We start from the raw sequence: 23,002 nt of genomic DNA, 5'->3' as shown, positions 1-23,002 counted from the left end.
GAGGATGATGGACGAGGATAATTATCGCGACAACGGCGAGGCCGGCGACGATCCGCAAGCGGCGTTCGAGCAGTTGCGCGGCGAGGTGGCGCTGGTGCGCCTTGCGGTCGAGGGGTTGGCCCGCGCGCGCGAGTCCATCGACATTCCCGATTATCAGCCGACGCTCGCCAACACCGAAAAGATATTGCTGGCGCTCACCCAGCGGGTCGATGCGATAGCGAAAAGCCCCGCGATGAAACTCACCCCGGAGACGATGGGAGAGCGTGTAAACGCTTCGGTGGCGAGCGCGGCGGGCGAGCTGCGCAACCTGGTGCATAGCGCCAAATCGACGCTGGACGGGGCGGCGCGCGACCTGTCCGGCCTGGTGGCGTCGGCGCGGTGCGGCGACGAGCAGAACCGATGGCTGATTTGGACCGGCTTTGGTGGCGTGGTGTTCGGGATACTGCTTTATGCGTTGATCGCCGGCCTGATCGCGCGCGCCATGCCCGATAGCTGGCAGTTACCGGAGCGCATGGCGACGCGGGCGCTTGCCGAACCGACGCTATGGGATGCCGGCACGCATTTGATGCAGCGCGCATCGCCGGCGAGCTGGGAGGGGATCGTCGCGGCCGTCAATCTGGCGCGGGACAATCGCGAGACGATCGAGGCGTGCCGCACGTCCGCCGTCAAGGCCAAGAAGCCGGTGCGCTGCACGATCGCGGTGAAGCCGGCGAACAATGGCCGCTGATCCCCATATCGTTGCCGTTTGGGTCAAGGGGTGGACCCTCGCCCGCGAAACGGCCCCACCCATCCCCTATGAAGATGGTTTTCGGGTCGATGTAGGCTGGCCGCAGCAGAAAACCCGCTATGTCTTTGCCACCATGTCGCCGGCGATCGGAGAGTTGGTGCGGGTGATTGAGGAACCTTGGGTGTTTCTTAAGGCGTGCGTCGGCGGGCACAACATCCCGTACGATCGAGGGTTTGGTGAGCGATTCCGCGCTGCATTTCAGCATCGGCCCGCTCATTTCCTGGAGCTTTCCCAACCGGGACGTCGCGCGGGCGCGGATCGATCAAGCAAGCGCGACGGCCAAGGCGACGCTCGCCGAGTTCGACGGCCCGGTGTTACGGGCGCTTCAGGAGGCCGAGAGCGCGCTCACGCAATATGCCCATGACCTCGACGAGAATGCGCGGCTGCGCACTGCACGAGATAGAAGCCGCGAGGCTGCGGGGCTGCAAACGAGACTTGCCCGGGGCGGCGCGGTATCGAGCCTGGAAGTGCTGGATGTCGAGCGCACGCTTGCCAGCGCGGAAGCGGCGCTCGCCGCATCGAACACCAAACTCGCGTCGGATCGTGTACGCATCTTTCTGGCGCTGGGAGGAGGTTGGGGGGCCAGTGCGCCTTGATTCTCAGCAAGCCGCCGCCTTGCGATCGCCAAGTCCTCAACAAATGATCTTGAAACTGCCCACGGAATTGCTGTTCCAAAATGTGAGTGTCACGCTTTTTGGCCACATGGTGCCATAATAAATGGTCAGTGTGAACGATACGGACGTTATTCCTCGGGCCGTGTGGAGGCCGCGTGGGGAGCCTGGTGATGGGGCGAGCGTGACGTGGCTGAATAGCCTGGCAAAAACGGCGTCACCTCAAGGTTTGTGCGCCAAACAACGATTTCGCCGACATAGTGTGAACATCGACATCAAGCGGCCGCTCGAAGATATCCTCCGCGACATTGCGGGGACTCAGCGCGGACCGGCCTAGCGCGCCGGCAGGTGCTGGATTCCTTGACCCCGGGGCGAGGCCGGCTGATCCGGTGCGCCCAAGGCGCGCATCAGCAGACATGCCGTTTCGTGGCTTATCTGATCGACATCCGTCGCCGGCCCGATCATCGTGCGATGACCAAGGCCAAAAAAGCACGCCATCATGATCTCGACATAGGCTTCCAGTTCACCCGGCGCTGCATCGGGTCGGGTGAGTGCGGCGAGTCGGCGAACGCCGTCGCGATAGCAGACGACAAGCGCATTCAGTCGGTCTGCGACCGAAGGATTGCGACAGGCTTCCGCAAGAATCTCGAAGGAGAGGCCGCCGTCGCTCTTGACGATCGAGTCGTTCGCAATCGCCTTGATCGCGTCGAATACCGAATGCCCGTCCTGTTCGACCGTGCTGAAAATCGCGTGCATCTTCGCGATGCGCGCCTGCGTATTCTCCTCGACCAGGGCGAGGATAACATCGTCCTTGCCTTCGAACAGCCGATAGATCTGGCCGATGCTGACCGCCGCCTCGGTAGCAAGTTCGGCGGTCGTCGTGGCGTGAAACCCCTTGGCGTCGAACAGCTTGCGGGCCGCCTTGATGATCCTCTGTCGTGGCAATTGCTCCTGCGTCTTCTCAGCCATCCCCAAACGCCTCTCCAAATATTTTGCTTGTTCTCATATCCAACCTGCTGCACGGCGACATGCCGGAATGAGCGCTCAGTCCCATGTTAATGTTCAGATAAGGTGGTCCATGCGCCGTCCAAAGACAACCGGGATCTGGGTGATGGCTTTTGCTTTCGGACTTACGGGCTGTGGCCAGGCCCCAGCGCCTCCCTCCTCGCCGCCCGAGGTAGGCGTCGTCACGCTGAGGACAGAGCCTGCGACGCTGACGAGCGAACTTCCCGGCCGGATCGCGGCCGTCGAGACTTCGGAGGTGCGGCCGCAGATCAGCGGTGTGGTGCGCCGGCGGCTTTTCGAGGAGGGCTCTCGGGTGCGCGCCGGTCAAATCCTCTACGAAATCGAGGATGCTCCCTACCGTGCCGCGCTCGGCAGTGCCCGCGGCGCGCTTGCCCGGGCGGAGGCGGCTATCAAGGCCACGCGCTTGCAAGCCGAGCGCTACCGCGATCTGGTGGGAATCAACGCGGTCAGCCATCAGGAAGCCGACAATGCCGAGGCAGCGGCGCAACAGGCGCGCGCTGATGTGACCGCGCAGCGCGCCGCCGTCCAGGCAGCTGAAGTCAATCTGGGCTTCACCCGCATCCAGGCGCCAATCGGGGGGCGGATCGGGCGTTCGCTGTTCACCGCGGGCGCACTCGTCCAGGCGGGGCAGCCCAATCCGCTCGCCACGATCCAGCGGACCGATACCGTCTATGTCGACGTCACCCAGTCGGCGGCCGATGTCCTCGACCTCAAGGAGGCGATGCGCGCCGGCGACATGACCCGCAATGGCGACAGCGCTCGAGTCGAGCTGCTGCTTCCCAACGGCAGAACCTACCCTGTACAGGGAAACCTCCAGTTCTCCGAGGTGACGGTCGATCCCACGACCGGCGCGGTGACGCTGCGCGCGGTCTTCCCCAATCCCGAAGGGCTGCTGCTGCCCGGCATGTATGTCCGTGCGCGGCTGGTCGATGGCGTACGGCAGCAGGCGATCCTTGCGCCGCAGCAGGGCATCACGCGCGACGAACGCGGGCGGGCGACCGCCCTGGTCGTGAACGCGCACAACAAAGTCGAGCAGAGGATCCTGACGACGGACCGCGCGATTGGGGATCGCTGGGTCGTGACCGCCGGCCTGCGGGCTGGGGATCGCCTGATCGTGGAGGGCCTTGTCGATCTGAAGGCCGGCATGACGGTCCGCCCGGCCGCACCCCAGCAGGTGACGAGATCAGCGGCCCCGCGGCCTCCTGCCCGCGCTATCGGGAACTGACCGCACCATGGCACGCTATTTCATCGATCGGCCGATCTTCGCATGGGTGATCGCGATCGTCCTCATGCTGGCCGGCATCCTTGCGATCCGAACCCTCCCTATCGCCCAGTTCCCGGCGATCGCGCCTCCTGCGGTTGCGATCAACGTCATCTACCCGGGCGCCGACGCCCAGACGCTCGAGAATACGACCACGCAGATCATCGAACAGCAGATGAAGGGCATCGACAATCTGCGCTATTTCTCGTCGACCAGCGATTCGGCCGGCAATCTCGCGATCACGCTGACCTTCGAGCAGGGCACTGATCCCGACATCGCCCAGGTACAGGTCCAGAACAAGCTGGCCCAGGCAACGCCGCTCCTGCCGCAGGAGGTGCAGCAGCAGGGCATTCGCGTCACCAAGGCCGTCAAGAACTTCCTCCTCGTTGTCGCGCTCTATTCCGAGGATGGGAGCCACGATCAGGTCGATATCGGCGACTATGTCGCTTCCCGGATCCAGGATCCGTTGAGCCGCATCAAGGGCGTCGGCGACACGCAGGTGCTGGGCGCGCAATATGCGATGCGCATCTGGCGCGATCCCTTCAAGATGACCACCTATAACCTGGCGATCAGCGACGTGAAGGCCGCGATCCTGGCGCAGAATGCGCAGGTGTCTGCCGGCCAGGTCGGCAGCCTGCCAAGCGTCACTGGGCAGGCGCTCAACGCGACGATCACCGCGCAATCCCGCCTGCGGACCCCGGAGCAGTTCCGCAACATCCTCCTGCGCACCAATCCGGATGGTTCGACGGTTCATCTCTCCGATGTCGCGCGCGTCGAGCTGGGGTCAGAGAATTACAGCTTCCAGGCGCGCTTTAATGGCAAGCAGGCGGCAGGCTTTGCAATCAAGCTGGCGCCGGGGGCCAACGCACTGGATACAGTGGCGGCGGTCAAGGCGCGGATAGCGGAACTGTCCAGAGAGTTTCCGCCCGACATCAAAGTGGCCTATCCGCTCGACACGTCTCCCTTCGTCGAGCTGTCGATAGAGCAGGTCGTCCACACGCTTGTCGAAGCAGTCGTGCTGGTGTTTCTCGTCATGTTCCTGTTCCTCCAGAACTGGCGCGCCACGCTTATCCCGACAATCGCGGTGCCGGTCGTGCTGCTGGGATCGTTCGCGGTTCTCCAGATAGCCGGATTCTCGATCAACACCCTGACCCTGTTCGGCATGGTGCTCGCCATCGGACTGCTCGTCGACGACGCCATCGTCGTGGTCGAGAATGTCGAACGCCTGATCCATGACGAGCGCCTTTCGCCCAAGGAGGCTGCGCGCAAGTCGATGGACGAGATCAGCGGCGCGCTGATCGGCATCGGCCTGGTCCTGTCGGCGGTGTTCCTGCCGATGGCTTTCTTCGGCGGTTCGACCGGGGTGATCTACCGTCAGTTCTCGATCACCATCGTCTCATCGATGATTCTCTCGGTGCTGGTCGCGCTCATCCTCACCCCGGCGCTGTGCGCGACGATCCTTAAGCCCGCGAGCGCCCACGATCAGGAGAAAACCGGCTTCTTCGGCTGGTTCAACCGGACCTTCGATCGCGGCCTGGACCGCTACGACAAGGGCGTGGACAAAGTGCAGCGGCGCTGGGGCCGATCGCTGCTCGTCTATGCGCTCATCATCATCGGGATGTCTGTGATTTTCGCACGCCTGCCGTCCGGCTTCCTCCCGGGCGAGGATCAGGGCGTGATCTTCACGGAGATTAAATTGCCGACGGGTTCAACGATGGAAGAGACCGCCCGCACCATGGAACGGGTACGCCACCATTACCTCGATGATGAAAAGGACAATGTGGCGTCCATCTTCACGGTTTCAGGCTATGGCTTCGTGGGCCAGGGCCAGAATGTCGGCATCGCCTTTGCGCGGATGAAGGACTGGAGCGAACGCAAAGGTGTGGAGAATGCCGTCCCCGCGATCGTGGAAAGAGCGAACAAGGCATTCGCGAAAATCCGCTCCGCCCAGATCGTTGCAAAATTTCCGCCGGCCGCGTTGGAACTGGGCAATGCCAACGGTTTCGATCTCGAACTGAAGGATGTCGGCAACGTCGGGCACGATCGGCTGATCGCGGCGCGCGACCAGCTTTTGAAAGCGGCCGCCGCTGACAAGACGCTGAGATATGTGCATCCCAACGGCCTCGACGATACGCCGCAGCTCAAGCTCAACGTCGATCAGCCCCGCGCCGGTGCGCTTGGGCTGGCCCAAGCCGATATCAACGATACGATCAGCACTGCCTTCGGCGGCGCCTATATCAACGATTTCATCGACCGGGGGCGCGTCAAGCGCGTCTATATCCAGGCCGACGCTCCGTTCAGGACCAGCCCCGCGGCCATCGGCAACCTCTATGTCCGCGGCGTATCGGGCAGCATGGCGCCTTTCTCGGCCTTTGCCGACACTGGATGGCAATTCGGACCGGCGCGACTGGAGCGCTATAATGGGGAATCCGCAGTGGAAATCATGGGGTCGCCCGCACCGGGGTATAGTTCCGGCGCTGCCATGGCGCGGATGGAGGAGCTTGCCAGCAAACTCCCCGCCGGCATCGGCTACGAATGGACCGGCCTGTCTTATGAGGAACGGCTCTCTGGCGGCCAGGCGCCGGCGCTTTACGCGCTGTCGCTGCTGATCGTCTTCCTCTGCCTCGCCGCTCTTTACGAGAGCTGGTCGGTGCCGATCGCCGTCATCCTCGTGGTGCCGCTCGGCGTCTTGGGCACGGTGACGGCGGCAGCCCTCGCGGGGCTCAATAACGATATCTATCTGCAGGTGGGCCTAATTACCACGGTAGGCGTCGCCGCGAAGAACGCGATTCTGATCGTGGAGTTTGCCGAGGAGAAGATGGCCCAGGGCCTCGGCGCCGCCCAGGCCGCGATGGAGGCCGCGAGACTGCGGCTGCGCCCGATCCTGATGACCTCGTTCGCCTTCATCTTCGGCGTCCTGCCACTGGCCCTATCCCGGGGCGCGGGCGCGGGAGGGCAAAATGCGATCGGCTGGGCGGTGGTCGGTGGCATGCTCTCGGCGACCATCCTCGCGATCTTCTTCGTGCCCATGTTCTTCATCGTCGTGAAGAAGCTGTTCCGCCAGGATCGCCCCCGCGCACCCGATCCGGAAGCCGCCAGGGCGCCGCTTGGCGACCCGCAAGCGCGGGAGATTTGAGATGACCGGTCGCGCGTTTGGTCTTGTCATCGCGGCGGGGATCGCCCTGACGGGATGCGACATGGCCCCGAAATATATCCGTCCGGCGATGCCCGTCCCCCAGGCGTTGCCCGCGCAGCCCGCCGAGACGACGGACGCGGCTGGGGGGGGGGCAGCCGGCCGATCTCGTCTGGCGCAACTTCTTCGCCGATCAACGTCTGCGCGCCGTCGTCGCGCTCGCGCTCGATAACAATCGCGATCTCAGGGTGGCACTGGCCAATGTCGAACAGGCGCGCGCGCTTTACCGGGTCCAGCGCGCCGACTTGTTCCCGACGCTCGGAGTCGACGCGAGCGCCACTTACCAGAAGACGCCCGCCGGGGTCGTCAATCCGGGCGGCGGTCCGGATGGCGGGGGGGCTTCCGCAAGCGGAAGGACCGACATCTATTCCGCCAGTGCCGGGGTCTCGGCCTGGGAGATCGACCTGTTCGGCCGGATTCGCAACCTCGACAAGGCGGCGCTGGAGCAGTATTTCGCCTCAGCCGAGAACCGGAATGCGGCACAGACAGCGCTGATCGCCGAAGTCGCGACCACCTGGCTTGTGCTTGCGGCGGACCAGGACCGGCTGCGGATCGCGCGCGATACCGAAAAGGCATTCGGGCAGACGCTCGACCTCACACGGGCGCGGTTCACCAAGGGCATCGCTTCGGAACTCGATGTCCGGCAGGCGCAGACGAGCTACGATCAGGCGCGTTCCGACATCGCCGAGACGACGACGCTCGTGGCGCAGGACCGGAACGCGCTCAATCTGCTTGCCGGAACGACGATCGCCACGGACCTGCTACCGGAACGGCTGAACGGCGATGGGGTGACGCTCGCGCAGCTTCCGGCGAACCTGCCTTCGTCCGTGCTGCTGCAGCGCCCCGATATCGCCGCAGCCGAGCACCGTCTGCGCGCCGCCAACGCCGATATCGGGGCGGCGCGCGCCGCCTTCTTTCCGAGGATCTCGCTCACGGCCGCGTTCGGAACGCTCAGCTCCGGGCTGTCCAACCTGTTCGGCAACGGCAGTGACTTCTGGTCGGTCACGCCCGCCGCCTCGCTGCCGATCTTCGATTCCGGGCGCAATCGCGGCAATCTGCGCTACGCCCAAGCGACACGTGACGCGATGATTGCGCAATATGAACGGACGATCCAGAGCGGCTTTCGCGAGGTTGCCGATGCGCTGGCGCGCCGCGGGACCATCACCGCCCAACTGGAAGCGCAGGCGTCGCTGCGCGATGCTGCGGCCGGAGCATACCAGCTATCCGAAGCGCGCTTCCGGGCCGGGATCGACCCGTTCCTGGCCACACTCGATTCGCAGCGAACGCTCTACGGCGCGGAGCGGAGCCTGCTGGCCACGCGCCTTGTCCGGGAAACCAACGCCGTCGAGCTCTATCGGGCGCTCGGCGGCGGATTGCGGTGAGACAGTCTTGACTGGCGTTCCAATAGAGCCTAGCCCACCACAAACGGAGTGAGGGCTCATTCCGATATGGATGAGAGAGGATCGCGCATTGGAGAAAGGCCTTCTTCTGCCATTCTCCAATGCGGATGCGCGGCACGAAGCCGCTCCGGACCGCTTCTACACCGTTCCCCCCTTGGGAGGCGGAGAGCCCGGCGAACCCTGCGCTCGGTTCCCGCCTGCCGACCCGCCAGTCAATAGCTCCCGAAACGCGCCCGAGCTCCCAGGAGCGCTGCGATCGGCTGGCGGGATTTCTGCAATCGCTGTATCAAAGGACATCCGGCCCGATGGGCAGCCGGGATGTAGTGCAGCAGGAGTAGCTCGCCTCGTCGAATGCCATCAGCACATAACTTGGCCAACGCAATTATGTGTCGCGGAGGGGTATGACGGTGCTTCGCTCACTTGGTTGGAACGGAGCGCGATCTGGATCGGCATGAAAGATGCGGCCGCCGGCCATGCGCCGCTCCGGCCCGGATCAACTTGGGCAGCGCGACTCTATCAGAGCTGTCGCCGATGGACTGCTCTATCAAGCCCGCTGCCGCTTGCCGATCCATATCTTGAAACGCTGCGCTGCTTTGGTCTGCAAATCAGTCAGCATGCCGCTGTCCTGATCGAGGACAACCGTGAACCGGAGGGCCGTAACCCTTGATGCCGGTCTGGAGAGATATCGCGGTTTTCCTCGATGCCACGCCGGTGGGCGAACATATAGGTCGTCATGCGGCTATGCTCGCGCAACGCCATAAAGCGCATCTGGTAGGCGTCTATGGCGTGTCCCACGAAAGTCTGCACCCGGCCGAAACCCATGCGAGAGGCTCGAGGGCGATGGGAGAGGTCATGGCGCGGCAACGTCATGTAGATGAAGAGAAGGTGCTCGCTGCCGCCCGCCACTTTGGCGACCTGGTCCGCGAGCATCAAATCGGCTCGGAATTTCGCATCGTGTGGAGAAATGCTCTTGGCGACGACGGCATTTTACGAGCGCTGCATTGCGATCTCATTGTCGCGGCACATCCCAAACCGGCAGACCTTCCGGCAGGCTGGTCGGCCGAGCGACTGCTGCTAACCACCGGCATTCCGGTGTTGCTGGTCCCCAATGGGTGGCACGGGGAGACGATCGGCGAGAATGTGCTGATCGCATGGAATCGCAGCCGCGAGGCGCGGCGGGCGGTCAATGATGCGATGCCTTTCATCAACGCGGCTGGCCGTGTGACGATCCTGACCGTCGACAGCGACCGACATCCCGATCATTTCGGTCCTGAACCCGGCTCCAACCTTCTTGAGCACCTTTCCAGGCACGGTGCGCATGTCGATATCGCGAACATCTCCTCCGGGGGGGCGCCAGTCGCGGAAGTCATTCTTGGCGAGGCGGCCACGCGCAATGCCGATCTGGTGGTGATTGGGGCGTATAGCCATCCGCGCACCGCCGAAATCCTCTTTGGCGGCGTTACCCGGTCCTTGCTGTCCGGCGCTCACCTTCCGTTGCTGATCTCGCGATGAAATCCGGGGCACGGAAGCGCCAGCCTCCGATAAAAGGACGGGCGCGCGCATCCGGTGGCCGCGGGGCACTGCTAACCGGGATTTGAGATGGTCGGCCCGGTGACCTACTTGCAAAGGCTCTTAGCGTGCAGCGGCCAACCACCGCCTTCCTTGGCAGCCCGTCTGGCTAGAAACTGGCGACTTCGCGACCGCCGGAGTGACTGGTCGCTGACGGGGATTCGTGCCTCTTCGATGGCGGGGTCGGGGACCGCCTGCGACCCTATCGCGAGGTCGCGCGGCGTCATATCGCTATGTTATGCGCTGCAAATGTGGCCCGGCCGGGATACCGCCAGCGATAGGGGTTGCCAGCGGCCGGATGATACCAGCCGTTCTGCCCGGGCCAGAGTTCTACTCATCGGACATCCAATCACCTGCACCCGCTCAACATGGCGCTGCTTTCCGGCGTGGCCACGTGTGATGGAACGATGAACACTCAGCCGGCCGATCTCCTCATTCCCGTCACGCTCCAGGACGGAACCCGTATTCGGCTTCGGGCCGACGAGATCGCATATGTCGAGCCTGTCGGCCGAGGCGCCTTGATCCACCGCGATTCGGGCGAACCATTGATGGTGGTGCATGACGCACGGACCGTGGAACTCCGCGTGATCGTCGCGCTGGCCGGCCGCGCTGACACCCAGGAATACCCTGCAGGCGAGACGTCCGAGCCTGAGGATCCGATACGGCGTGAGGCTGATCGGGCAAGCATCGCCCCGCCTCCTGAACGCGAATCGCTGAACCGGCGTGCGAAACGCCTCTTGCGCGCGCGCGTCAGCCTCCCTTCGCTCATGATCGGAGGCGCGCGCCGGCGGCCTGGTGATAAGCTCTAGCGTTGGTCATGCGATAACCACCAGGGTGGAAACCCGGTATGCGCCGGCCGCCGCCACGAATATTTACTGGCCGAAATCAGAGGACGAAAAACTCACGCGACGCGCTCGGAATTGGGAAAAGGCCGCTCCAACCTCAAAGAACATTTCGCTCCTTGGTTGACGAGGTGACGCAGGAGGGTTACTCCCTTAATGGTAGTGAGCGCTCACTCCACTGGAAAGGATAATGTACGTGGAGGGAAGCCGATCAATCACGATATGCTTCTCGATCCCAAGAGATCGTGCGCGCCCTTTTGCAGTCGCGCGAGCGCGAGGGGACGTCCTCTCTGTCTCCAACGCTTGCCGCTGTCTTGTCAGCCCTTACCGGTTGGCGGGCATGCGTTCACCGGATCCCCCCTCCGGTATGGCTTTGCCTGCCGTCCTGCCAGCCGATTATCCCGAAGCCGCGTGGCGTGTCTCCCTGGGTCACAGGCGTCGGCTGGCAGGACCCCTTTCAGATCGGACCCGCGCGACCCTTGTCCGTCTCCTGCGATGCGATCGCCTGGCTTTCGGCCGAGCGGCGGAAGGGATCTCGAATGAGCCATGATACGACCGGACCGGACCGTCACAGACCGATCCTGCATCTGCGCCGAGCCATCGGCTCGACCAGTATAGCCGGGCCCGATTCAACGTGCTTATCCCCTGTCGATCGGGCAACGAAGCAAGGCACTGGCCGCAATCGGCCTGATGCCGCACGGCGCAAGCGTCAAGGCGGCAGGCGTGAAGAATGAATCGCCGCATCATCAATTGCGGTGCGCTGCGGCACCTAGTCGCGATCATGCCCGCTGTCGCGCGAGAATCAGGCTTTTCCAACCTCAAGAGTCATGAGGAAGCGCAGCGCATATGAGGCTATTTCATCATCCCAGGATATCGACGGCCGCTATTCTTGTCCTGTTGGCGTCCACCACGGTCACATTGACAGGGTGCGGACAGGACACCGGCACGGATGGCGCGGAGAACACCATCGTCGAGAACGTGCAGGTGACGCTGCCGCCATCGATCAAAGCGAGCCACCCCTATCGCTGCGAGGACAATAGCGTCGTCACGATCGATTTCCTCTCCGACGACGTGACAATCAATCTGCGCAGCGAAGGCACGATATCGCAGCTTAAGGCGCCCGCACCCGGCGAAGCGTTCACCGATGGCAAGCACACGGTAGCCGGCGACGAGGCCGCCATAGAACTCACCAGGCCGGGCAAGAAACCCCAGACCTGCAAGATGTGATGTTGGCGATGCCGATGGCGCTGTTCGAGCTCTCGGCGGGAGAGCGGCGCGCCGCGCCCGCTGGACAGGAAATCCGCGAGCACGGCCTGGCATGGCGCCACGATGTCCGGCCTACCCCTTTCAAGGGCGAGGCGCGCCATTTTCCGAAACGATGCGAGTATCTGTGCATGACGTTATCCAGCCGTATAGGGCGTCTCGCATGGCCAACTCTGCTGCTGGCGGCGCTGGCATTGCCGGCAGCGGCCAGTGCCCAGTCCGGCGATCATGTGACGCTCGGCGCCGGCGCCGGCGTCGTTCCCGACTATCAGGGCTCCGATGACTATCGGTTCCTGCCGATCCCCGTGATCGATGCGCAGTTCGGGCAGTTCTTCGTCAGCCTGCGCAATGGCATCGGCGTAAACGTCATCGAGATCGGCCCATTGACGGCGGGTGCGAGCGTAGCGCTGGTCGGCGGCTACAGGCGGCGTGATGTGCCCGACGGCATCCGGCGCGTCTCGACCACGGCCGGTGGCCGGCTCTTCGCGAACCTCAAGCTCGACAATCTGTCCTTCACGGTGGGCGCCACCAAGGCGGTGGAAGGCGGCACCCGGGGCGTGGTAGCGGATGCCAGCCTCTCTTATGCGCTCCCCGTCTCGGACCGGATGACGGTTATCCCGACGATCGGCACGAGCTGGGCGAACGGCAAGCATATGAATCGCTATTTCGGCATCGACGCGAGCGAAGCCATCGCCTCGGGCCTGCCCTTCTATCGTGCCGGAAGCGGCTTCAAGGACGTGTCGGGCCTCATCACCGCCAGCTATCGCCTTGATTCCCACTGGAGCCTTGGCGCGACAGGCGGCGTCACCCGGCTGCTCGGGGACGCCGCGGACAGCCCGCTGAACGAGCGCCGCTGGCAGCCGAGCGGCTTCATGTCCGTTGCCTACACCTTCTAAGTGCGCAGCCCGGTGCCCGCTGCGTTGAGATCGAAGGGGTTGCTCCAATGAAGCTCTCGATCGTCGATCTCGCCACCATAGCACCGGAACGACAGCCAATTCCCGAATGTCATGCTGCGCAGGGTTCGACCGATGATTAGATATGGCGGCGCTGTGTGCATCGCTCTCGGGTTGGCGGCGGGACCGACCCGCGCGGAAGCGGGTACGACAGCATCGCAGATTGAGCTTGTAATCAGCGCCGTTGCAGACGGGGATGCCTACGGCGCCGCCTCCGTCGAGCTTCGCCTGCTGAACAGCGGCTCCGCCCCCGAAGCCATGGCCCTGCCGCCGCAGATCGGAGCCGAACTGACGGTCAACCGCAGCACTAGCAATATCAGCCTTGAGCGGGCGCCGCAGACGCCGGCCGCCGTGAGTGTGCCTGCCGGTGGCTTCACTAGGGCACGTTACATCCTGCACCTGCCACCGCATACAGCCGCTGGAGAGGCAGTGCTGGCCGTACCCGGATGGAGCGCACAGCGCCTTGCGTTTGCGGTAGGAGGGAGCGTGTCCGCTCCGCCGCCGGCGCCGGCGGGTGGAGGCGCCGGTCCCGCGACCCCCCGTTGGGATACGTCTGTCCCGCAGACACACCTCGCGACCAATGACGTTGCGGCCGGCAATGCCTTCCTGTCCAATCTTTCCGCCTATGCGCCGATCTATGCCGCCTACGGTCCCGGCACGAATAGTGATGCCCGGCTGCAGATCAGTTTCAAATATCAGCTATTCGGCCCGTCGGCCGCGCCGGACCGGCGGCAATCATGGGAGCAGGGACTCCACTTCGCCTACACCCAGCGCATGTTCTGGGACCTCGGGGCCAAGTCGTCTCCCTTTCGCAACATCGACTTCGTGCCCGAGCTGTTCTACCTCGCTCCAACCATTGGCATCGGGAGCGGCGTCTCGCTCGGCGGCCAAGGCGGCTTCCGACATGAGTCCAACGGGCGATCGGGTGCGGGGTCCCGAAGCCTTAACACGCTCTATGTGCAGCCGGTGGCCTCGGTTGCCTTGGGGAGCTACCGCCTCAGCGTCGGTCCTCGTCTCTGGCTCTACGCCGGGAGCCTCAGCGACAATCCGGACATCAAGCGCTACCGTGGCAATACGGGCTTGTTTGCAGAGATCGGTGAGGACGACGGGCTTCGAATCACGACCAATACCCGGCTCAATTTCGGATCTGGCAAAGGCGCGATCGATGCCGACATATCCTACCCGATCGATCGACTGATCGGCGGAAACCTGAATTTCTATCTCTTCGGCCAAGCCTTCACGGGATATGGCGAGAACCTGCTCGACTATAACCGCCGCATGACCCGCCTCCGGGTCGGACTGGCGATCGTCCGGTGAACGCATTCAAACACCGTCGAACGGGCTTCCGCCCGCTCGCCCAACAGTCGGAGCGCATCGACGGCTTGTTCGATGACAACTTTGGGGCTGGGCTGATCGAGCAGGCTGCGTCGCTCAGTGCCTATGCCCGCCGCCTTACCGGCAGCGGCGGTGCTGACGCCGACGATCTGTTGCAAGAGACCATGCTCCGGTGCTGGGTGGCCCGCCGTTCGTTCGTGCCCGACACGAATCTGGGAGCGTGGATGCGGACCGTGATGCGGAACAGCTTTCTTTCGGGGCGTCGCCGCGCCCCCTTCCATGCCGACCTTCCCGAAGATGCGTTTGACCGGCTGCTAGGCGTCGCCGGGGGGCAAGGCGCCGCGGTGGATTTGCGCGACGTGAATTGGGCGCTTGGCGAGCTGATCCCCGACCAGCGGGCGGCGATCCTGTTAGCCGCCGAAGGGCTATCTATCGAGGAAGCGGCGGCCAGCTTGGCCATTCCGGCGGGCACCTTCAAAAGCCGCCTGTGGCGCGGCCGGCTTCGATTAAAGCGATTAATAGAGCACAGGGACACCCCATTGTTGGATCGGCGCGTGGTGGAGAAGCATTCGAAGCCCCGTCCTCGGCGGAACTGGAAAGGCGTGGTGATCGGCTAGGCTGCGCTCCTCAGCGGCGTCGGTCCGCAAAACAGGTTAGTTTGCAGCACGATCCGTCGCGCAGCCGATTCAACTCGACTCATCGGGCTCACGCGCGCTCGCGCGCGGTGGCAGGATCAGCTTAGGGGTACCAAGCCTCGCTTCATGCCCAGCCTCCACTCTTTCCGCATGGCACCAACTGTCTCGACAGGCCGGCGGGGGATTATTCACCCGTTGAACGGGCGATCGTGGACGCCATTGCCTGATGCTGACACACGCGGGATTCACGCTCCCTCCTATGTGTGATAATGTCCTTTATCACACACTCATGGCGATCCGATGGAGCCGTTTAAACGGTCCCGAGATCCACCGCCGAAAGGGAGCGATATGGACCAGGACGAGGACACGGCTTTCGCCGACAACTATGCCGAGCGCGACCAGGCCAAGGCGCTGCGCGAGCAGGCCCGCGCGGGCGGCTTGCGCTTCGAGGCGTATCTTACCGGCGATCAGGCCGACTGGCTGTTGGAGCGGATCGAGCGCGGCATGTTCGCCGATCCTTCCGAGGCGGTGTTCGCGATCGTCAAGAACTTCATCGACATGGAGCCGCACCACGATTTACGCGACGAGCTGCTACGCCGGATATTGGACGGGTCGATAAAGCGCGGCCTTGAGGACGCGGAGGCTGGCCGCGTCCGCGACGCCGACGAGGTGTTCGACGAGCTGCGCCGCAAGATGGCCGCGCCGCGTCCCGCGCCGGCGCGATGGGAGAAGATCGCGCGATGAACCAGCTCGCCCCCCTCCCCGCGCCCGCGCCCGCGCTGGCGTTGCCGGCGCTGATCGCGGCGGCCGACGAGCGCGCGCAGCTTCGATTCCTTGAGTTCTTCGCCGTCACCATCCGCAATCCGCATACACGCCGCGCCTATGCGCGGGCGGCCGGCGACTTCCTGGCCTGGTGCGAGGCGCGCGGCGTCGCCTCGCTCGCCCAGGTGCAGCCGCTTCATGTCGCGGCCTGGGTCGAGGCGCTGGGGCGCGAGCTGGCCGCCCCCAGCGTCAAGCAGCAGCTCGCCGGCGTGCGCCACCTGTTCGACTGGCTGGTGACGGGTCATGCCGTGCCGGCGAACCCGGCCGGATCGGTGCGCGGGCCGGCGCATAGCCAGCGGCGCGGCAAGACGCCGGTACTGGCCCCCGACGAGGCGCGGCGGTTGCTCGACAGCATCGACGTGACCACCCATGCGGGCCTGCGCGACCGCGCGCTGATCGGTCTCATGGTCTATAGCTTCGCGCGGATCGGCGCGGCGCTGGCGATGCGGGTCGAGGACGTGTTCATGCAGAATCGGCGGCTATGGGTCCGCCTGCATGAGAAAGGCGGCAAGCGCCATGAAATGCCCTGCCACCACAATCTAGAGGATTATCTAACCGCCTATATCGACGGTTGCGAGCTGCGCGAGGACCGCAAGGGGCCGCTATTCCGCACGATCGCGCGCAGCACTAAGCGACTAAGCGATACCCCCCTGCCCCAAGCCAACGCCTTCGCGATGGTGCGCCGGCGCGCGGCGGCGGCCGGGATCGGGACGGCGATCGGCAACCACAGTTTCCGCGCGACCGGGATCACCACCTATTTGAAGAATGGCGGCACGTTGGAGACGGCCGCGACGATGGCGAACCATAGCTCGACGCGCACCACCCAGCTCTATGACCGCCGCCCCGATGACGTGACGCTGGACGAGGTGGAGCGCGTGTTGATCTAGGCGGCGAGCGCGGGCGCGCAGGTCCAGCGGTCGCCCTGCCAATGAAACCCTACCCGCTGCGCGTTGCCGATCGCGGGCGGCTCGCCCTTGCGCCAGAAAGCGCGCATCTTGGCCCGATCGTCCAGATGGGCGTCGGCGACGATCGCGCGCGCGGCCTGGATGAACTGCCCATGCCCGAACACATAGGCCAGCGATCCCGCAGGCATGGCGGCGAGGCGCGTTAGCGCCGCCTCGCAGCGCCGTAACAGGGTGCTGAAACTCTCCGCCCCTTCCCCGTCGCAGTAGTCAGGATCGGCCTCGCGCCAATAGCGTTCTAGGTGCGGCATCCGTTCGGCGCTGCGCGTGCCGTTCCAGCGCGCAGGTTGCAAATAGGTGAACTCTTCGATCGGCCACACTTCCACCGGCACGCCTGGAAAGCGCGCGATCGTCGGCGCGGCCGTCTGCCGGGTGCGGGTATAGGGCGAGGTGACGATGAGCGCGGGCGCTTGCGTCCAGCTCGCCGCGACCGCGCGCGCCTGTTCGTGGCCGCGCTCCGTCAGCGCGATCGTCGCGAGATCGTGGCAGGGCACGCCGGCGTTGCCGGTGTTTTCGCCGTGGCGGATGAAGATCGCTCTCATGTCCGGTTAGGCGGCCCGGTATAGCCCATTGCTGGCTTCCCAGCCCCGGCACGCCAGCAAGATTGGTTTCGGCACCTTCTTTTCGCCGTTGGAGTAGTAGGCGACCATGCGGCGCGAGACGCCAAGCGCATCGGCCGCCTTCGACAGCGACAGCGCATGGCGCAGCCGCCATTCGAGGAAGGCGCGCACATCGCCATGCCCGGTTGCCGACAGCGTTTCGAGCCACAGCATGTCCGCGCCCAGCTCCGCACCCGAAGGCCAGGCCAGGCTATGACCCCAATCGCCCACTTCGACCTTGGCGAACTCGCCCGGATCGCGCAGCGCGGCAAAGGCGCGATCGGCGAGGACCGCGCCAAGATCGAGATCAGCCGCCGTCCCTTCCGACCAGGACAGATGCAGCGATGACGGCCCGGTCGCGCGCACGGCGGTAATGGTGCGGGCCTTGTCGGTGATGTTCATCCGTTCAACTCCTGCCACGTCTGCATGAGCAAAGCCTGATTAGGCCGCGCCCATTCCAATGCGTCCTTCAAGACCGCCGCCGACACGGTGCCCACGATCACGTCAAACGATGCAATCGCCACCGAGCAGCGGAAATCCGGGCCTTCGATGTGGAAATGCGGCACGCCATGATCGCGGCCATAGACGGCAATTTTCCAGCGGGGACCGCGAAACATCGTGACCATGCTTCAATGTAGTGCAAAGGTTGCACTAGTGCAAGGCTGATAGCCAAAATGATCTAAGCGCCTGGCGCTGGCACCGTGGCCCTACTCGTTGCGCTCCCCAAGCCCGCAAGCGGTCCTGGCCCAAGGTTCCGGCCCACATGGCGGGCGAGATCGCGTGCGCGGATCTCGCGGCACCCTCGCCGATTACCGGCGATGTAGGCGATCGGGCGTCCAGCCTTCAATTCGTCGCCGGGTTCCGGCGGCCGATCAGGCACCTTGTCGAGAATGCGGTCGAGATCACCCACCGCACGACCTTTGGAGCGCCGCGCGAAAAACTCGGCCGCCGTTTCGGGTCGATCAATCGTCATCATGGAGATCAGACATAAGCGCCTCAACGCTGGTGAAGCGCACGCCCTTGCCAGCTTCCAGTTCTTCGATCGCATCGCGCGTAGCAGCGCGGCCCATCAACTCGGCCTCCAACTTCGCCTTATGGGCCTCATTACGCGCGCGGCGCTCGGGACTCCAATCTTTCATAAGATCGGAAAAGGGGCGATGGCCGGCCATTCTATCAATCCTTCTAGGTGAGAATCTGGATGCCGCGCCGCTTCACCAGCGTCAGCAAGGCGAGCGCCGCGCCAGTCGGCCGCATCGTGCCGGCCTCCCAGCGCTGGACCGTGCGCTTGTGCGCCCACAGCAAGCGCGCAAACCCGGCCTGGCTCAAACCGCTCTCCTGGCGCACCGCCGGATTTCGGCCGCCTCCATCGGTGGATAAAGGATTTCGCCGTTTCGATCAGTCCCCGTCATGGTCGTTCATCCCGGCCATGCCGGCTGCTGCGCCGGCTTCGGCGATGGCGTCGTTGATTTCCTCGATCGTGAACCGCGCGCCGTTGCCCTTCACTATCCCGCGCAGGTCATCCCACGAGCTTTTGCGCGGTGCCGGCGGCGCGATGCCCGCCGCCGTCGCGGCGGTCATCAGGTCATCCAGCGAGAATCTGTTAAACTTCCCGCGCAGGAGGTCGTTGAGGCGGGGCGGCGTCAGCCCGAGCCGCTTGGCGGCCTCGCCCAGCGGCACGTCCCACGACTTCACCCGCGCGGTGATGCCCCGCATCAGGTCCGCGCGCGTCCTCAACTCCGTCGCCTCCTCCGGCGTGTCGGCGATTGCGTCAAAGACGCAGGCGAAGGTTTCGACCTTCATGTCGTCGGCGTTCATTGCCCTGCCTTCCAAACGTTCGGCCGTCGAGCCGATTACTCGAACAGTTCCGAATGGGTTCCCGCGCGCACGAAGTTCACCAGATTGCCCTCAATCGTGTAGATCAGCAGGAAATCGCCGCCGATATGGCACTCGCGATGATCGCTCCAATCGCCCTTGAGGGCGTGGTCCAGCCATTCCGGGCCAAGCGGCGCATCGTTGGCGATGAGCAGCATCATCGCTTCCTTGAGCTGGTTCATGTTGTAGCGGCCGCTGCGCGACAGCCGCTCCCAATCCTTGACGAACCGCTTTTCGTAGGATGCCTCTCTTGGGAACGAAGCCCGCTTACTGCTGGCGGGCTTCTTGGTCGAGGGCATCGAACAGTTCCTTGGGATCGGTGAAGCGCGCACGACGCGCCTTCATGGTCGCGCGGGACGATTCGATCGCGGCGCGCGTCTCGGCGTTGGGCACCTTCAGCTCGAACGGCAAGGCATGGTCCTTGGCGACCCGCGTAAGCGTCATGCGGACCACATCGGAAACCGTCAGCCCCAGCTCGGCTAGGACGGCGGCGGCTTCATCCTTCAATGTTTCGTCGATGCGCGCACGCACGAACGCGGTAGCAGCCATTGGAATCTCCCTAGTCAGACGAACGATGTAGCTCATTTGAGCAACAATTTCAATCTAGGCGAGGAGACTGCGCCTGCCGCTGCGCGGCACCGTGGCTCTACTCGCTTCGCTCCCCAAGCCCGCAAGCGGTCTTGGCCGAAGGTGACGACCCACATGGCGGGGCCGAGATCGCAAGCGGATCTCGGGCATGGTGCCGGCGTGCGCCGGCATGATGTTCGTTCGCATGGGGAAAGGCGGTCCCGGCCGCCTCTCCCCAGCAACGGCAATCAGCGGGACCGGGTTGGCGCGAAGCGCCCGCCCGCACCACTCCCGCAGATTCCCGCTGCCCCCCTCTCTCGCCGGCTGCTCCGCGCGAACTCGGGAGCGATGGCCGCAGCCATCGCCCCGCAGGGCGATTTGAAGGGAGTAGAAGGTATGGAACAGGACAACCGGGAAAGCTGGCTCAATCGGGTGGCGGCGGGCATGGCCCCCTTGTTCGCGGCGTTGGACGCTCCCCTGCCCGCGCGTATCCGCGTGGCGATCGGCTTCACCAGCTCGGGCCGGAAGGGCAAGGCGATCGGCGAGTGCTGGGATAACCGGCTGAGCGCGGACGGGCATTTTGAAATCTTCATCCGGCCCGACCTCGCGCACGCGCCTGACGCCATGCCGGCGCAGATCGCGGCCATCCTCGCGCATGAGCTGGTCCATGCCGCCGTCGGCATCCCGGCAGGGCATGGGAAAGCGTTTAAACGGATCGCGCTGGGGCTGGGGCTCGTCGGGCCGATGCGCGCCACCACCCCCGGCGAGGCGTTTCTTGCGGCCGTCGCGCCGATCTTGGACGCCGTTGGCCCCCTCCCCCATGCCCGTCTCGACACCGATGGGGAGTCGACCGCGCCGAAGAAGCAGAAAACCCGGATGCTCAAATGCGAGTGCGCGACGTGCGGCTATACCGTGAGGACCGCGCGCAAATGGCTTGAGCTGGCCGGAGCGCCGCTTTGCCCGATCGAGGATCACGGCCGCATGGAGCATGAGCCGCTGGACGACGGCAGCGAGGATGAGGGCGGCGACGACGGCTAGACCGCCCTCCCCTCCCCGCAATTCGGGGTTTCATTGACGCTGCGCGCCAGTTCGGGGTTTCGTTGACGCAACCGGAGCAAGCCAGTATGACCACATGCAAACATGCGATCATGTAAGGATATTCACATGCCAACAATCGCGATCATCAGCCAGAAGGGCGGCGCGGGGAAAACCACCCTCGCCTTGCACCTGGCCGCCGCCGCCGAGGATTCCGGGCATACCGCCCTTGTGATCGACGTCGACCCGCAGGCGACGGCGAGCCAGTGGGCGGCATGGCGACAGGATGCGCCCCCGGTCGTGATCGACAGCGCGCCCCCTCGCCTTGCCGCCAAGATCGAGCAGGCGACGGGCCAGGGCGCGGCGTTCATCGTAATCGACACCCCGCCCCACGCCGACAGCGCCGCCAGCGCCGCCGTCGAGGCGGCCGACCTAGTGTTGATCCCTTGCCGCCCCAGCGCGTTCGATTTGGCGGCGATCAAGACGACCGCCAGCCTTGTGAAGATGCGCGGCAAGCCTGCTTTCGTGATCTTCACGGCGGGAAGCCCGACCGCGCCGCGCATGTATGACGAAGCCGCGCAGCTCGTGCAGGATTATGGGCTTGACGCCTGCCCCCACCATATCGCGGATCGCGCCGCCTTTCGCCACGCGGCGGCCGAGGGCAAGACGGCGATGGAGATCGAGCCGAGCGGCAAGGCGGCCGATGAGGTGCGCCAGCTTTACAAGTGGACATGCGAGCATGTAAACATGCAAGCATCTAGGAAGCGGAGGGCCAACGCATGAGCCGGAAGGGATCATTGCTCGCATTGCGGGATCGCGATGCAGCGCCAGCGCCGGCGATGGTCGAGCCGGAGGGGAGGGCGGCCGCGCCGATCGCCCGTGGCACTGGCGCAGGCTCCGGCAGCGGATCGAGCAGCAACCCGGTTGCGCCGAGCCGTCAGGGCAAGAAGGCCATGACGGGCTATTTCAGCCCGGAAATGTCCTTCGCCATGCACATGACCGCCCGCAAGCACGGCATGAGCCTACAGGACGCGATGGCCGAGGCGTTCAACGACTGGCTTCGCAAGATGGGGGAAAGCCCTGTAGGCAAGTGAGCATGTCCACATGCAAACATGCGGGTAAGTAAACATGGCCGCTTGCCCGCATAGAGCAGGGGATCAGCGTAGTGGTTTGCGTTCGTGCCGTTTCTTGCAGAAGCCGAGGAAGGCCCCGGCAGGGCTTTTGAGTTCGGGCTTGCCCATGTCGTGCCACCACGACACCCATTCGTCATAGAGCGCATACACGTCATAGCCTGGCGCGGCCGTCTTGGCGTCGTGCATGGTTTCCGGGTCGATATAGGGCGCATCGTCGCCGGCGCTGGCGACCGGATCGGGCTTGGATTTGAGGCCCGAGCGGTTGCGGAACAAGATCACGTCATCATCCATCGTCACCGCATAGTCGGGGAAATGGCCGTGATCGGCGTCATGCTCGCAGACCTTCTTGACCAAGGCCCGGAACACTCGGAGCGGGCTGTTCGAGCCGCATTTCTTCTGTAGCAACTCTAGGCCGATCTTCCATTCGTCCTTCACGCCGCAATGCTTGCGCGCCAGTTCATACATGCGCCGCTCGAACGGCTTGCGGAGCCGGAAATAGTCGCGGTGGAGCGTCAGGACGTTCTTGCTGATGACCGAGCGATAGACCCAATCCGACAGGGTGATTTCGAGATCGAGCATCCGGCCATCGAACGTCTTGCGCGTGATCTTGGCCTCTTCGATCAGGCCGAAAATCCGCGTTTCTTCGACACCGCCCGTTTGAATATTGGTCCGCACCGTGGTCCCGCGCAGGCGGGTGAGGGCGTCGGCCATCAGTCGATAGCCTTCGCCGCTGGTTTGCCGGTTGGTGGCGACGAGCATGTCATAGGCTTGCAGGCGCACCGTGCGGCTAGGTTGCTCGCCCTGGTTCATCTTCGCGACGAGCTGCGAAATGCAGTAGATCAATATGTCCTTGTCGTGGATCGTCGCCAGCCCCTTGCCCGAGGGGATAATCTCGATGACGTTGCCGTTATGCTCGTAGCGCCGCGTCCGGTTGTCGGGCTTGGTCGAGAGCGAAAACACCGGATGCTCCATTGAGGCCATGTCATCCTTGGGGATGGCGTCCAGCACGTCGCAGATGAACAAGTCCTGGTTGGGATGGCGCACCGGCAGCAGCGGCGTGCGATCGTCGCCGTCCACGGCCGAGACCGGCGCGGCGATCGGCGCGTCAAACAGGGAAGGGGAGGGGTCTATCGTCAT

The 23,002-nt window shown here is 64.4% G+C and carries 27 protein-coding genes and 1 pseudogene; 18 read left to right on the top strand and 10 right to left on the bottom strand.

Going from position 1 to position 23,002, the window contains the following annotated elements:
• Window positions 1–4: 4 nt before the first annotated feature.
• Window positions 5–727 (top strand): DUF6118 family protein, encoded by a 723-nt coding sequence (locus LDB29_RS29040; RefSeq protein ID WP_373886405.1) that lies wholly within the window; start codon window positions 5–7, stop codon window positions 725–727.
• A gap of 236 nt (window positions 728–963) precedes the next feature.
• Entirely contained in the window at window positions 964–1,383 is a 420-nt protein-coding gene (locus LDB29_RS29035; RefSeq protein ID WP_257558868.1) for a TolC family protein, read from the top strand.
• 348 nt (window positions 1,384–1,731) lie between these two features.
• Here the strand turns inward: LDB29_RS29035 and LDB29_RS29030 are convergent, their stop codons facing one another.
• The gene (locus tag LDB29_RS29030; protein ID WP_257558866.1) at window positions 1,732–2,367 is read right to left on the bottom strand and encodes a TetR/AcrR family transcriptional regulator; all 636 of its coding nucleotides are present in this window, start codon (window positions 2,365–2,367) and stop codon (window positions 1,732–1,734) included.
• 109 nt (window positions 2,368–2,476) lie between these two features.
• Between LDB29_RS29030 and LDB29_RS29025 the strand changes: the two genes are divergently transcribed.
• The 12 genes and pseudogenes from LDB29_RS29025 to LDB29_RS28970 all read left to right on the top strand — a co-directional run bounded on the left by LDB29_RS29025 (window position 2,477) and on the right by LDB29_RS28970 (window position 16,584).
• Window positions 2,477–3,649, top strand: coding sequence for an efflux RND transporter periplasmic adaptor subunit (locus tag LDB29_RS29025; RefSeq protein WP_336975250.1), 1,173 nt, complete (start codon window positions 2,477–2,479; stop codon window positions 3,647–3,649).
• A 7-nt stretch (window positions 3,650–3,656) separates the two neighbouring features.
• The gene (locus tag LDB29_RS29020) at window positions 3,657–6,821 is read left to right on the top strand and encodes an efflux RND transporter permease subunit (RefSeq protein ID WP_257558910.1); all 3,165 of its coding nucleotides are present in this window, start codon (window positions 3,657–3,659) and stop codon (window positions 6,819–6,821) included.
• 1 nt (window position 6,822) lies between these two features.
• Window positions 6,823–8,260, top strand: a pseudogene (locus LDB29_RS29015) (efflux transporter outer membrane subunit).
• A 469-nt stretch (window positions 8,261–8,729) separates the two neighbouring features.
• Window positions 8,730–8,945, top strand: a complete 216-nt coding sequence (locus tag LDB29_RS29010) for a hypothetical protein (RefSeq protein WP_257558908.1) — start codon at window positions 8,730–8,732, stop codon at window positions 8,943–8,945.
• Entirely contained in the window at window positions 8,945–9,790 is an 846-nt protein-coding gene (locus tag LDB29_RS29005; RefSeq protein WP_257558912.1) for a universal stress protein, read from the top strand. Before LDB29_RS29010 ends, LDB29_RS29005 begins: the two co-directional genes overlap by 1 nt.
• A gap of 425 nt (window positions 9,791–10,215) precedes the next feature.
• Window positions 10,216–10,656, top strand: a complete 441-nt coding sequence (locus LDB29_RS29000; protein WP_257558906.1) for a hypothetical protein — start codon at window positions 10,216–10,218, stop codon at window positions 10,654–10,656.
• An 879-nt stretch (window positions 10,657–11,535) separates the two neighbouring features.
• Window positions 11,536–11,916 (top strand): hypothetical protein, encoded by a 381-nt coding sequence (locus tag LDB29_RS28995; protein WP_017183401.1) that lies wholly within the window; start codon window positions 11,536–11,538, stop codon window positions 11,914–11,916.
• The gene (locus LDB29_RS28990; protein ID WP_017183400.1) at window positions 11,916–12,848 is read left to right on the top strand and encodes a MipA/OmpV family protein; all 933 of its coding nucleotides are present in this window, start codon (window positions 11,916–11,918) and stop codon (window positions 12,846–12,848) included. The genes LDB29_RS28995 and LDB29_RS28990 overlap by 1 nt, the downstream gene beginning before the upstream one ends.
• A 132-nt stretch (window positions 12,849–12,980) precedes the next feature.
• Window positions 12,981–14,222 (top strand): phospholipase A, encoded by a 1,242-nt coding sequence (locus LDB29_RS28985; RefSeq protein WP_026002429.1) that lies wholly within the window; start codon window positions 12,981–12,983, stop codon window positions 14,220–14,222.
• Complete coding sequence (locus LDB29_RS28980) at window positions 14,219–14,857, top strand: RNA polymerase sigma factor (RefSeq protein WP_017183397.1); 639 nt, start codon at window positions 14,219–14,221, stop codon at window positions 14,855–14,857. Before LDB29_RS28985 ends, LDB29_RS28980 begins: the two co-directional genes overlap by 4 nt.
• Before the next feature lie 366 nt (window positions 14,858–15,223).
• Window positions 15,224–15,619 (top strand): hypothetical protein, encoded by a 396-nt coding sequence (locus LDB29_RS28975; protein ID WP_008831331.1) that lies wholly within the window; start codon window positions 15,224–15,226, stop codon window positions 15,617–15,619.
• Window positions 15,616–16,584, top strand: coding sequence for a tyrosine-type recombinase/integrase (locus LDB29_RS28970; protein WP_008831330.1), 969 nt, complete (start codon window positions 15,616–15,618; stop codon window positions 16,582–16,584). Before LDB29_RS28975 ends, LDB29_RS28970 begins: the two co-directional genes overlap by 4 nt.
• Here LDB29_RS28970 and LDB29_RS28965 read toward each other — a convergent pair.
• The 3 genes from LDB29_RS28965 to LDB29_RS28955 are packed head-to-tail and all read right to left on the bottom strand — an operon-like array spanning window position 16,581 to window position 17,875.
• Window positions 16,581–17,201 (bottom strand): histidine phosphatase family protein, encoded by a 621-nt coding sequence (locus tag LDB29_RS28965; RefSeq protein WP_008831329.1) that lies wholly within the window; start codon window positions 17,199–17,201, stop codon window positions 16,581–16,583. The two genes, LDB29_RS28970 and LDB29_RS28965, sit on opposite strands and share 4 nt — an antisense overlap.
• 6 nt (window positions 17,202–17,207) lie before the next feature.
• On the bottom strand, window positions 17,208–17,660 hold the full coding sequence (locus LDB29_RS28960; RefSeq protein ID WP_008831328.1) for a DUF2442 domain-containing protein: 453 nt from the start codon (window positions 17,658–17,660) through the stop codon (window positions 17,208–17,210).
• Window positions 17,657–17,875 carry a DUF4160 domain-containing protein gene (locus tag LDB29_RS28955; RefSeq protein ID WP_008831327.1) on the bottom strand — a complete coding sequence of 73 codons (219 nt, stop codon included), beginning with the start codon at window positions 17,873–17,875 and terminating at the stop codon, window positions 17,657–17,659. The genes LDB29_RS28960 and LDB29_RS28955 overlap by 4 nt, the downstream gene beginning before the upstream one ends.
• 146 nt (window positions 17,876–18,021) lie before the next feature.
• On the opposite strand from LDB29_RS28955, the gene LDB29_RS28950 reads away from it, so the two are divergent.
• Complete coding sequence (locus LDB29_RS28950) at window positions 18,022–18,249, top strand: hypothetical protein (RefSeq protein ID WP_008831326.1); 228 nt, start codon at window positions 18,022–18,024, stop codon at window positions 18,247–18,249.
• On the opposite strand, the gene LDB29_RS28945 is transcribed toward LDB29_RS28950, so the two are convergent.
• Genes LDB29_RS28945 through LDB29_RS28925 form a run of 5 tightly spaced genes read right to left on the bottom strand, consistent with a single transcriptional unit; the run spans window position 18,221 to window position 19,679 of the window.
• Window positions 18,221–18,427, bottom strand: coding sequence for a hypothetical protein (locus tag LDB29_RS28945; RefSeq protein ID WP_008831325.1), 207 nt, complete (start codon window positions 18,425–18,427; stop codon window positions 18,221–18,223). The two genes, LDB29_RS28950 and LDB29_RS28945, sit on opposite strands and share 29 nt — an antisense overlap.
• Before the next feature lie 13 nt (window positions 18,428–18,440).
• Window positions 18,441–18,602: a DNA-binding transcriptional regulator gene (locus LDB29_RS28940; RefSeq protein ID WP_015449421.1), complete on the bottom strand. Its 162-nt coding sequence runs from the start codon at window positions 18,600–18,602 to the stop codon at window positions 18,441–18,443.
• Between the two features lie 51 nt (window positions 18,603–18,653).
• Window positions 18,654–19,073: a helix-turn-helix domain-containing protein gene (locus tag LDB29_RS28935; RefSeq protein ID WP_007685989.1), complete on the bottom strand. Its 420-nt coding sequence runs from the start codon at window positions 19,071–19,073 to the stop codon at window positions 18,654–18,656.
• A 35-nt stretch (window positions 19,074–19,108) separates the two neighbouring features.
• Window positions 19,109–19,429 carry a type II toxin-antitoxin system YafQ family toxin gene (locus LDB29_RS28930; RefSeq protein WP_007685988.1) on the bottom strand — a complete coding sequence of 107 codons (321 nt, stop codon included), beginning with the start codon at window positions 19,427–19,429 and terminating at the stop codon, window positions 19,109–19,111.
• Window positions 19,398–19,679: a type II toxin-antitoxin system RelB/DinJ family antitoxin gene (locus LDB29_RS28925; protein WP_007685985.1), complete on the bottom strand. Its 282-nt coding sequence runs from the start codon at window positions 19,677–19,679 to the stop codon at window positions 19,398–19,400. Before LDB29_RS28925 ends, LDB29_RS28930 begins: the two co-directional genes overlap by 32 nt.
• 414 nt (window positions 19,680–20,093) lie before the next feature.
• Between LDB29_RS28925 and LDB29_RS28920 the strand changes: the two genes are divergently transcribed.
• From LDB29_RS28920 to LDB29_RS28910, 3 genes are all read left to right on the top strand, one after another.
• A complete protein-coding gene (locus LDB29_RS28920) occupies window positions 20,094–20,735 on the top strand; it encodes a SprT-like domain-containing protein (RefSeq protein WP_008831324.1) in 642 nt (213 codons plus the stop codon).
• Window positions 20,736–20,861: 126 nt separating this feature from the next.
• Window positions 20,862–21,515, top strand: coding sequence for a ParA family partition ATPase (parA, locus tag LDB29_RS28915; RefSeq protein ID WP_007686145.1), 654 nt, complete (start codon window positions 20,862–20,864; stop codon window positions 21,513–21,515).
• Complete coding sequence (locus LDB29_RS28910) at window positions 21,512–21,826, top strand: ribbon-helix-helix domain-containing protein (RefSeq protein WP_007686146.1); 315 nt, start codon at window positions 21,512–21,514, stop codon at window positions 21,824–21,826. The genes parA and LDB29_RS28910 overlap by 4 nt, the downstream gene beginning before the upstream one ends.
• 63 nt (window positions 21,827–21,889) lie before the next feature.
• Here LDB29_RS28910 and LDB29_RS28905 read toward each other — a convergent pair whose 3' ends face one another.
• Entirely contained in the window at window positions 21,890–23,002 is a 1,113-nt protein-coding gene (locus LDB29_RS28905) for a replication initiator protein A (protein ID WP_007686147.1), read from the bottom strand.

Source organism: Sphingobium sp. CFD-2, from assembly GCF_024611135.1.
Lineage (GTDB): Bacteria > Pseudomonadota > Alphaproteobacteria > Sphingomonadales > Sphingomonadaceae > Sphingobium > Sphingobium fuliginis.
This window is presented reverse-complemented; position numbering and strand designations above follow the sequence as displayed.

What these genes read in the sequence shown, in the direction of transcription:
- LDB29_RS29040 (WP_373886405.1), top strand. Translation starts at nt 5, where the DNA reads ATGATGGACGAGGATAATTATCGCGACAACGGCGAGGCCGGCGACGAT.
- LDB29_RS29030 (WP_257558866.1), bottom strand. Translation starts at nt 2,367, where the DNA reads ATGGCTGAGAAGACGCAGGAGCAATTGCCACGACAGAGGATCATCAAG.
- LDB29_RS29025 (WP_336975250.1), top strand. Translation starts at nt 2,477, where the DNA reads ATGCGCCGTCCAAAGACAACCGGGATCTGGGTGATGGCTTTTGCTTTC.
- LDB29_RS29020 (WP_257558910.1), top strand. Translation starts at nt 3,657, where the DNA reads ATGGCACGCTATTTCATCGATCGGCCGATCTTCGCATGGGTGATCGCG.
- LDB29_RS29010 (WP_257558908.1), top strand. Translation starts at nt 8,730, where the DNA reads ATGAAAGATGCGGCCGCCGGCCATGCGCCGCTCCGGCCCGGATCAACT.
- LDB29_RS29005 (WP_257558912.1), top strand. Translation starts at nt 8,945, where the DNA reads ATGCCGGTCTGGAGAGATATCGCGGTTTTCCTCGATGCCACGCCGGTG.
- LDB29_RS29000 (WP_257558906.1), top strand. Translation starts at nt 10,216, where the DNA reads ATGGCGCTGCTTTCCGGCGTGGCCACGTGTGATGGAACGATGAACACT.
- LDB29_RS28995 (WP_017183401.1), top strand. Translation starts at nt 11,536, where the DNA reads ATGAGGCTATTTCATCATCCCAGGATATCGACGGCCGCTATTCTTGTC.
- LDB29_RS28990 (WP_017183400.1), top strand. Translation starts at nt 11,916, where the DNA reads ATGTTGGCGATGCCGATGGCGCTGTTCGAGCTCTCGGCGGGAGAGCGG.
- LDB29_RS28985 (WP_026002429.1), top strand. Translation starts at nt 12,981, where the DNA reads ATGATTAGATATGGCGGCGCTGTGTGCATCGCTCTCGGGTTGGCGGCG.
- LDB29_RS28975 (WP_008831331.1), top strand. Translation starts at nt 15,224, where the DNA reads ATGGACCAGGACGAGGACACGGCTTTCGCCGACAACTATGCCGAGCGC.
- LDB29_RS28970 (WP_008831330.1), top strand. Translation starts at nt 15,616, where the DNA reads ATGAACCAGCTCGCCCCCCTCCCCGCGCCCGCGCCCGCGCTGGCGTTG.
- LDB29_RS28965 (WP_008831329.1), bottom strand. Translation starts at nt 17,201, where the DNA reads ATGAGAGCGATCTTCATCCGCCACGGCGAAAACACCGGCAACGCCGGC.
- LDB29_RS28960 (WP_008831328.1), bottom strand. Translation starts at nt 17,660, where the DNA reads ATGAACATCACCGACAAGGCCCGCACCATTACCGCCGTGCGCGCGACC.
- LDB29_RS28955 (WP_008831327.1), bottom strand. Translation starts at nt 17,875, where the DNA reads ATGTTTCGCGGTCCCCGCTGGAAAATTGCCGTCTATGGCCGCGATCAT.
- LDB29_RS28950 (WP_008831326.1), top strand. Translation starts at nt 18,022, where the DNA reads ATGGCGGGCGAGATCGCGTGCGCGGATCTCGCGGCACCCTCGCCGATT.
- LDB29_RS28945 (WP_008831325.1), bottom strand. Translation starts at nt 18,427, where the DNA reads ATGGCCGGCCATCGCCCCTTTTCCGATCTTATGAAAGATTGGAGTCCC.
- LDB29_RS28935 (WP_007685989.1), bottom strand. Translation starts at nt 19,073, where the DNA reads ATGAACGCCGACGACATGAAGGTCGAAACCTTCGCCTGCGTCTTTGAC.
- LDB29_RS28930 (WP_007685988.1), bottom strand. Translation starts at nt 19,429, where the DNA reads ATGCCCTCGACCAAGAAGCCCGCCAGCAGTAAGCGGGCTTCGTTCCCA.
- LDB29_RS28925 (WP_007685985.1), bottom strand. Translation starts at nt 19,679, where the DNA reads ATGGCTGCTACCGCGTTCGTGCGTGCGCGCATCGACGAAACATTGAAG.
- LDB29_RS28920 (WP_008831324.1), top strand. Translation starts at nt 20,094, where the DNA reads ATGGAACAGGACAACCGGGAAAGCTGGCTCAATCGGGTGGCGGCGGGC.
- parA (WP_007686145.1), top strand. Translation starts at nt 20,862, where the DNA reads ATGCCAACAATCGCGATCATCAGCCAGAAGGGCGGCGCGGGGAAAACC.
- LDB29_RS28910 (WP_007686146.1), top strand. Translation starts at nt 21,512, where the DNA reads ATGAGCCGGAAGGGATCATTGCTCGCATTGCGGGATCGCGATGCAGCG.
- LDB29_RS28905 (WP_007686147.1), bottom strand. Translation starts at nt 23,002, where the DNA reads ATGACGATAGACCCCTCCCCTTCCCTGTTTGACGCGCCGATCGCCGCG.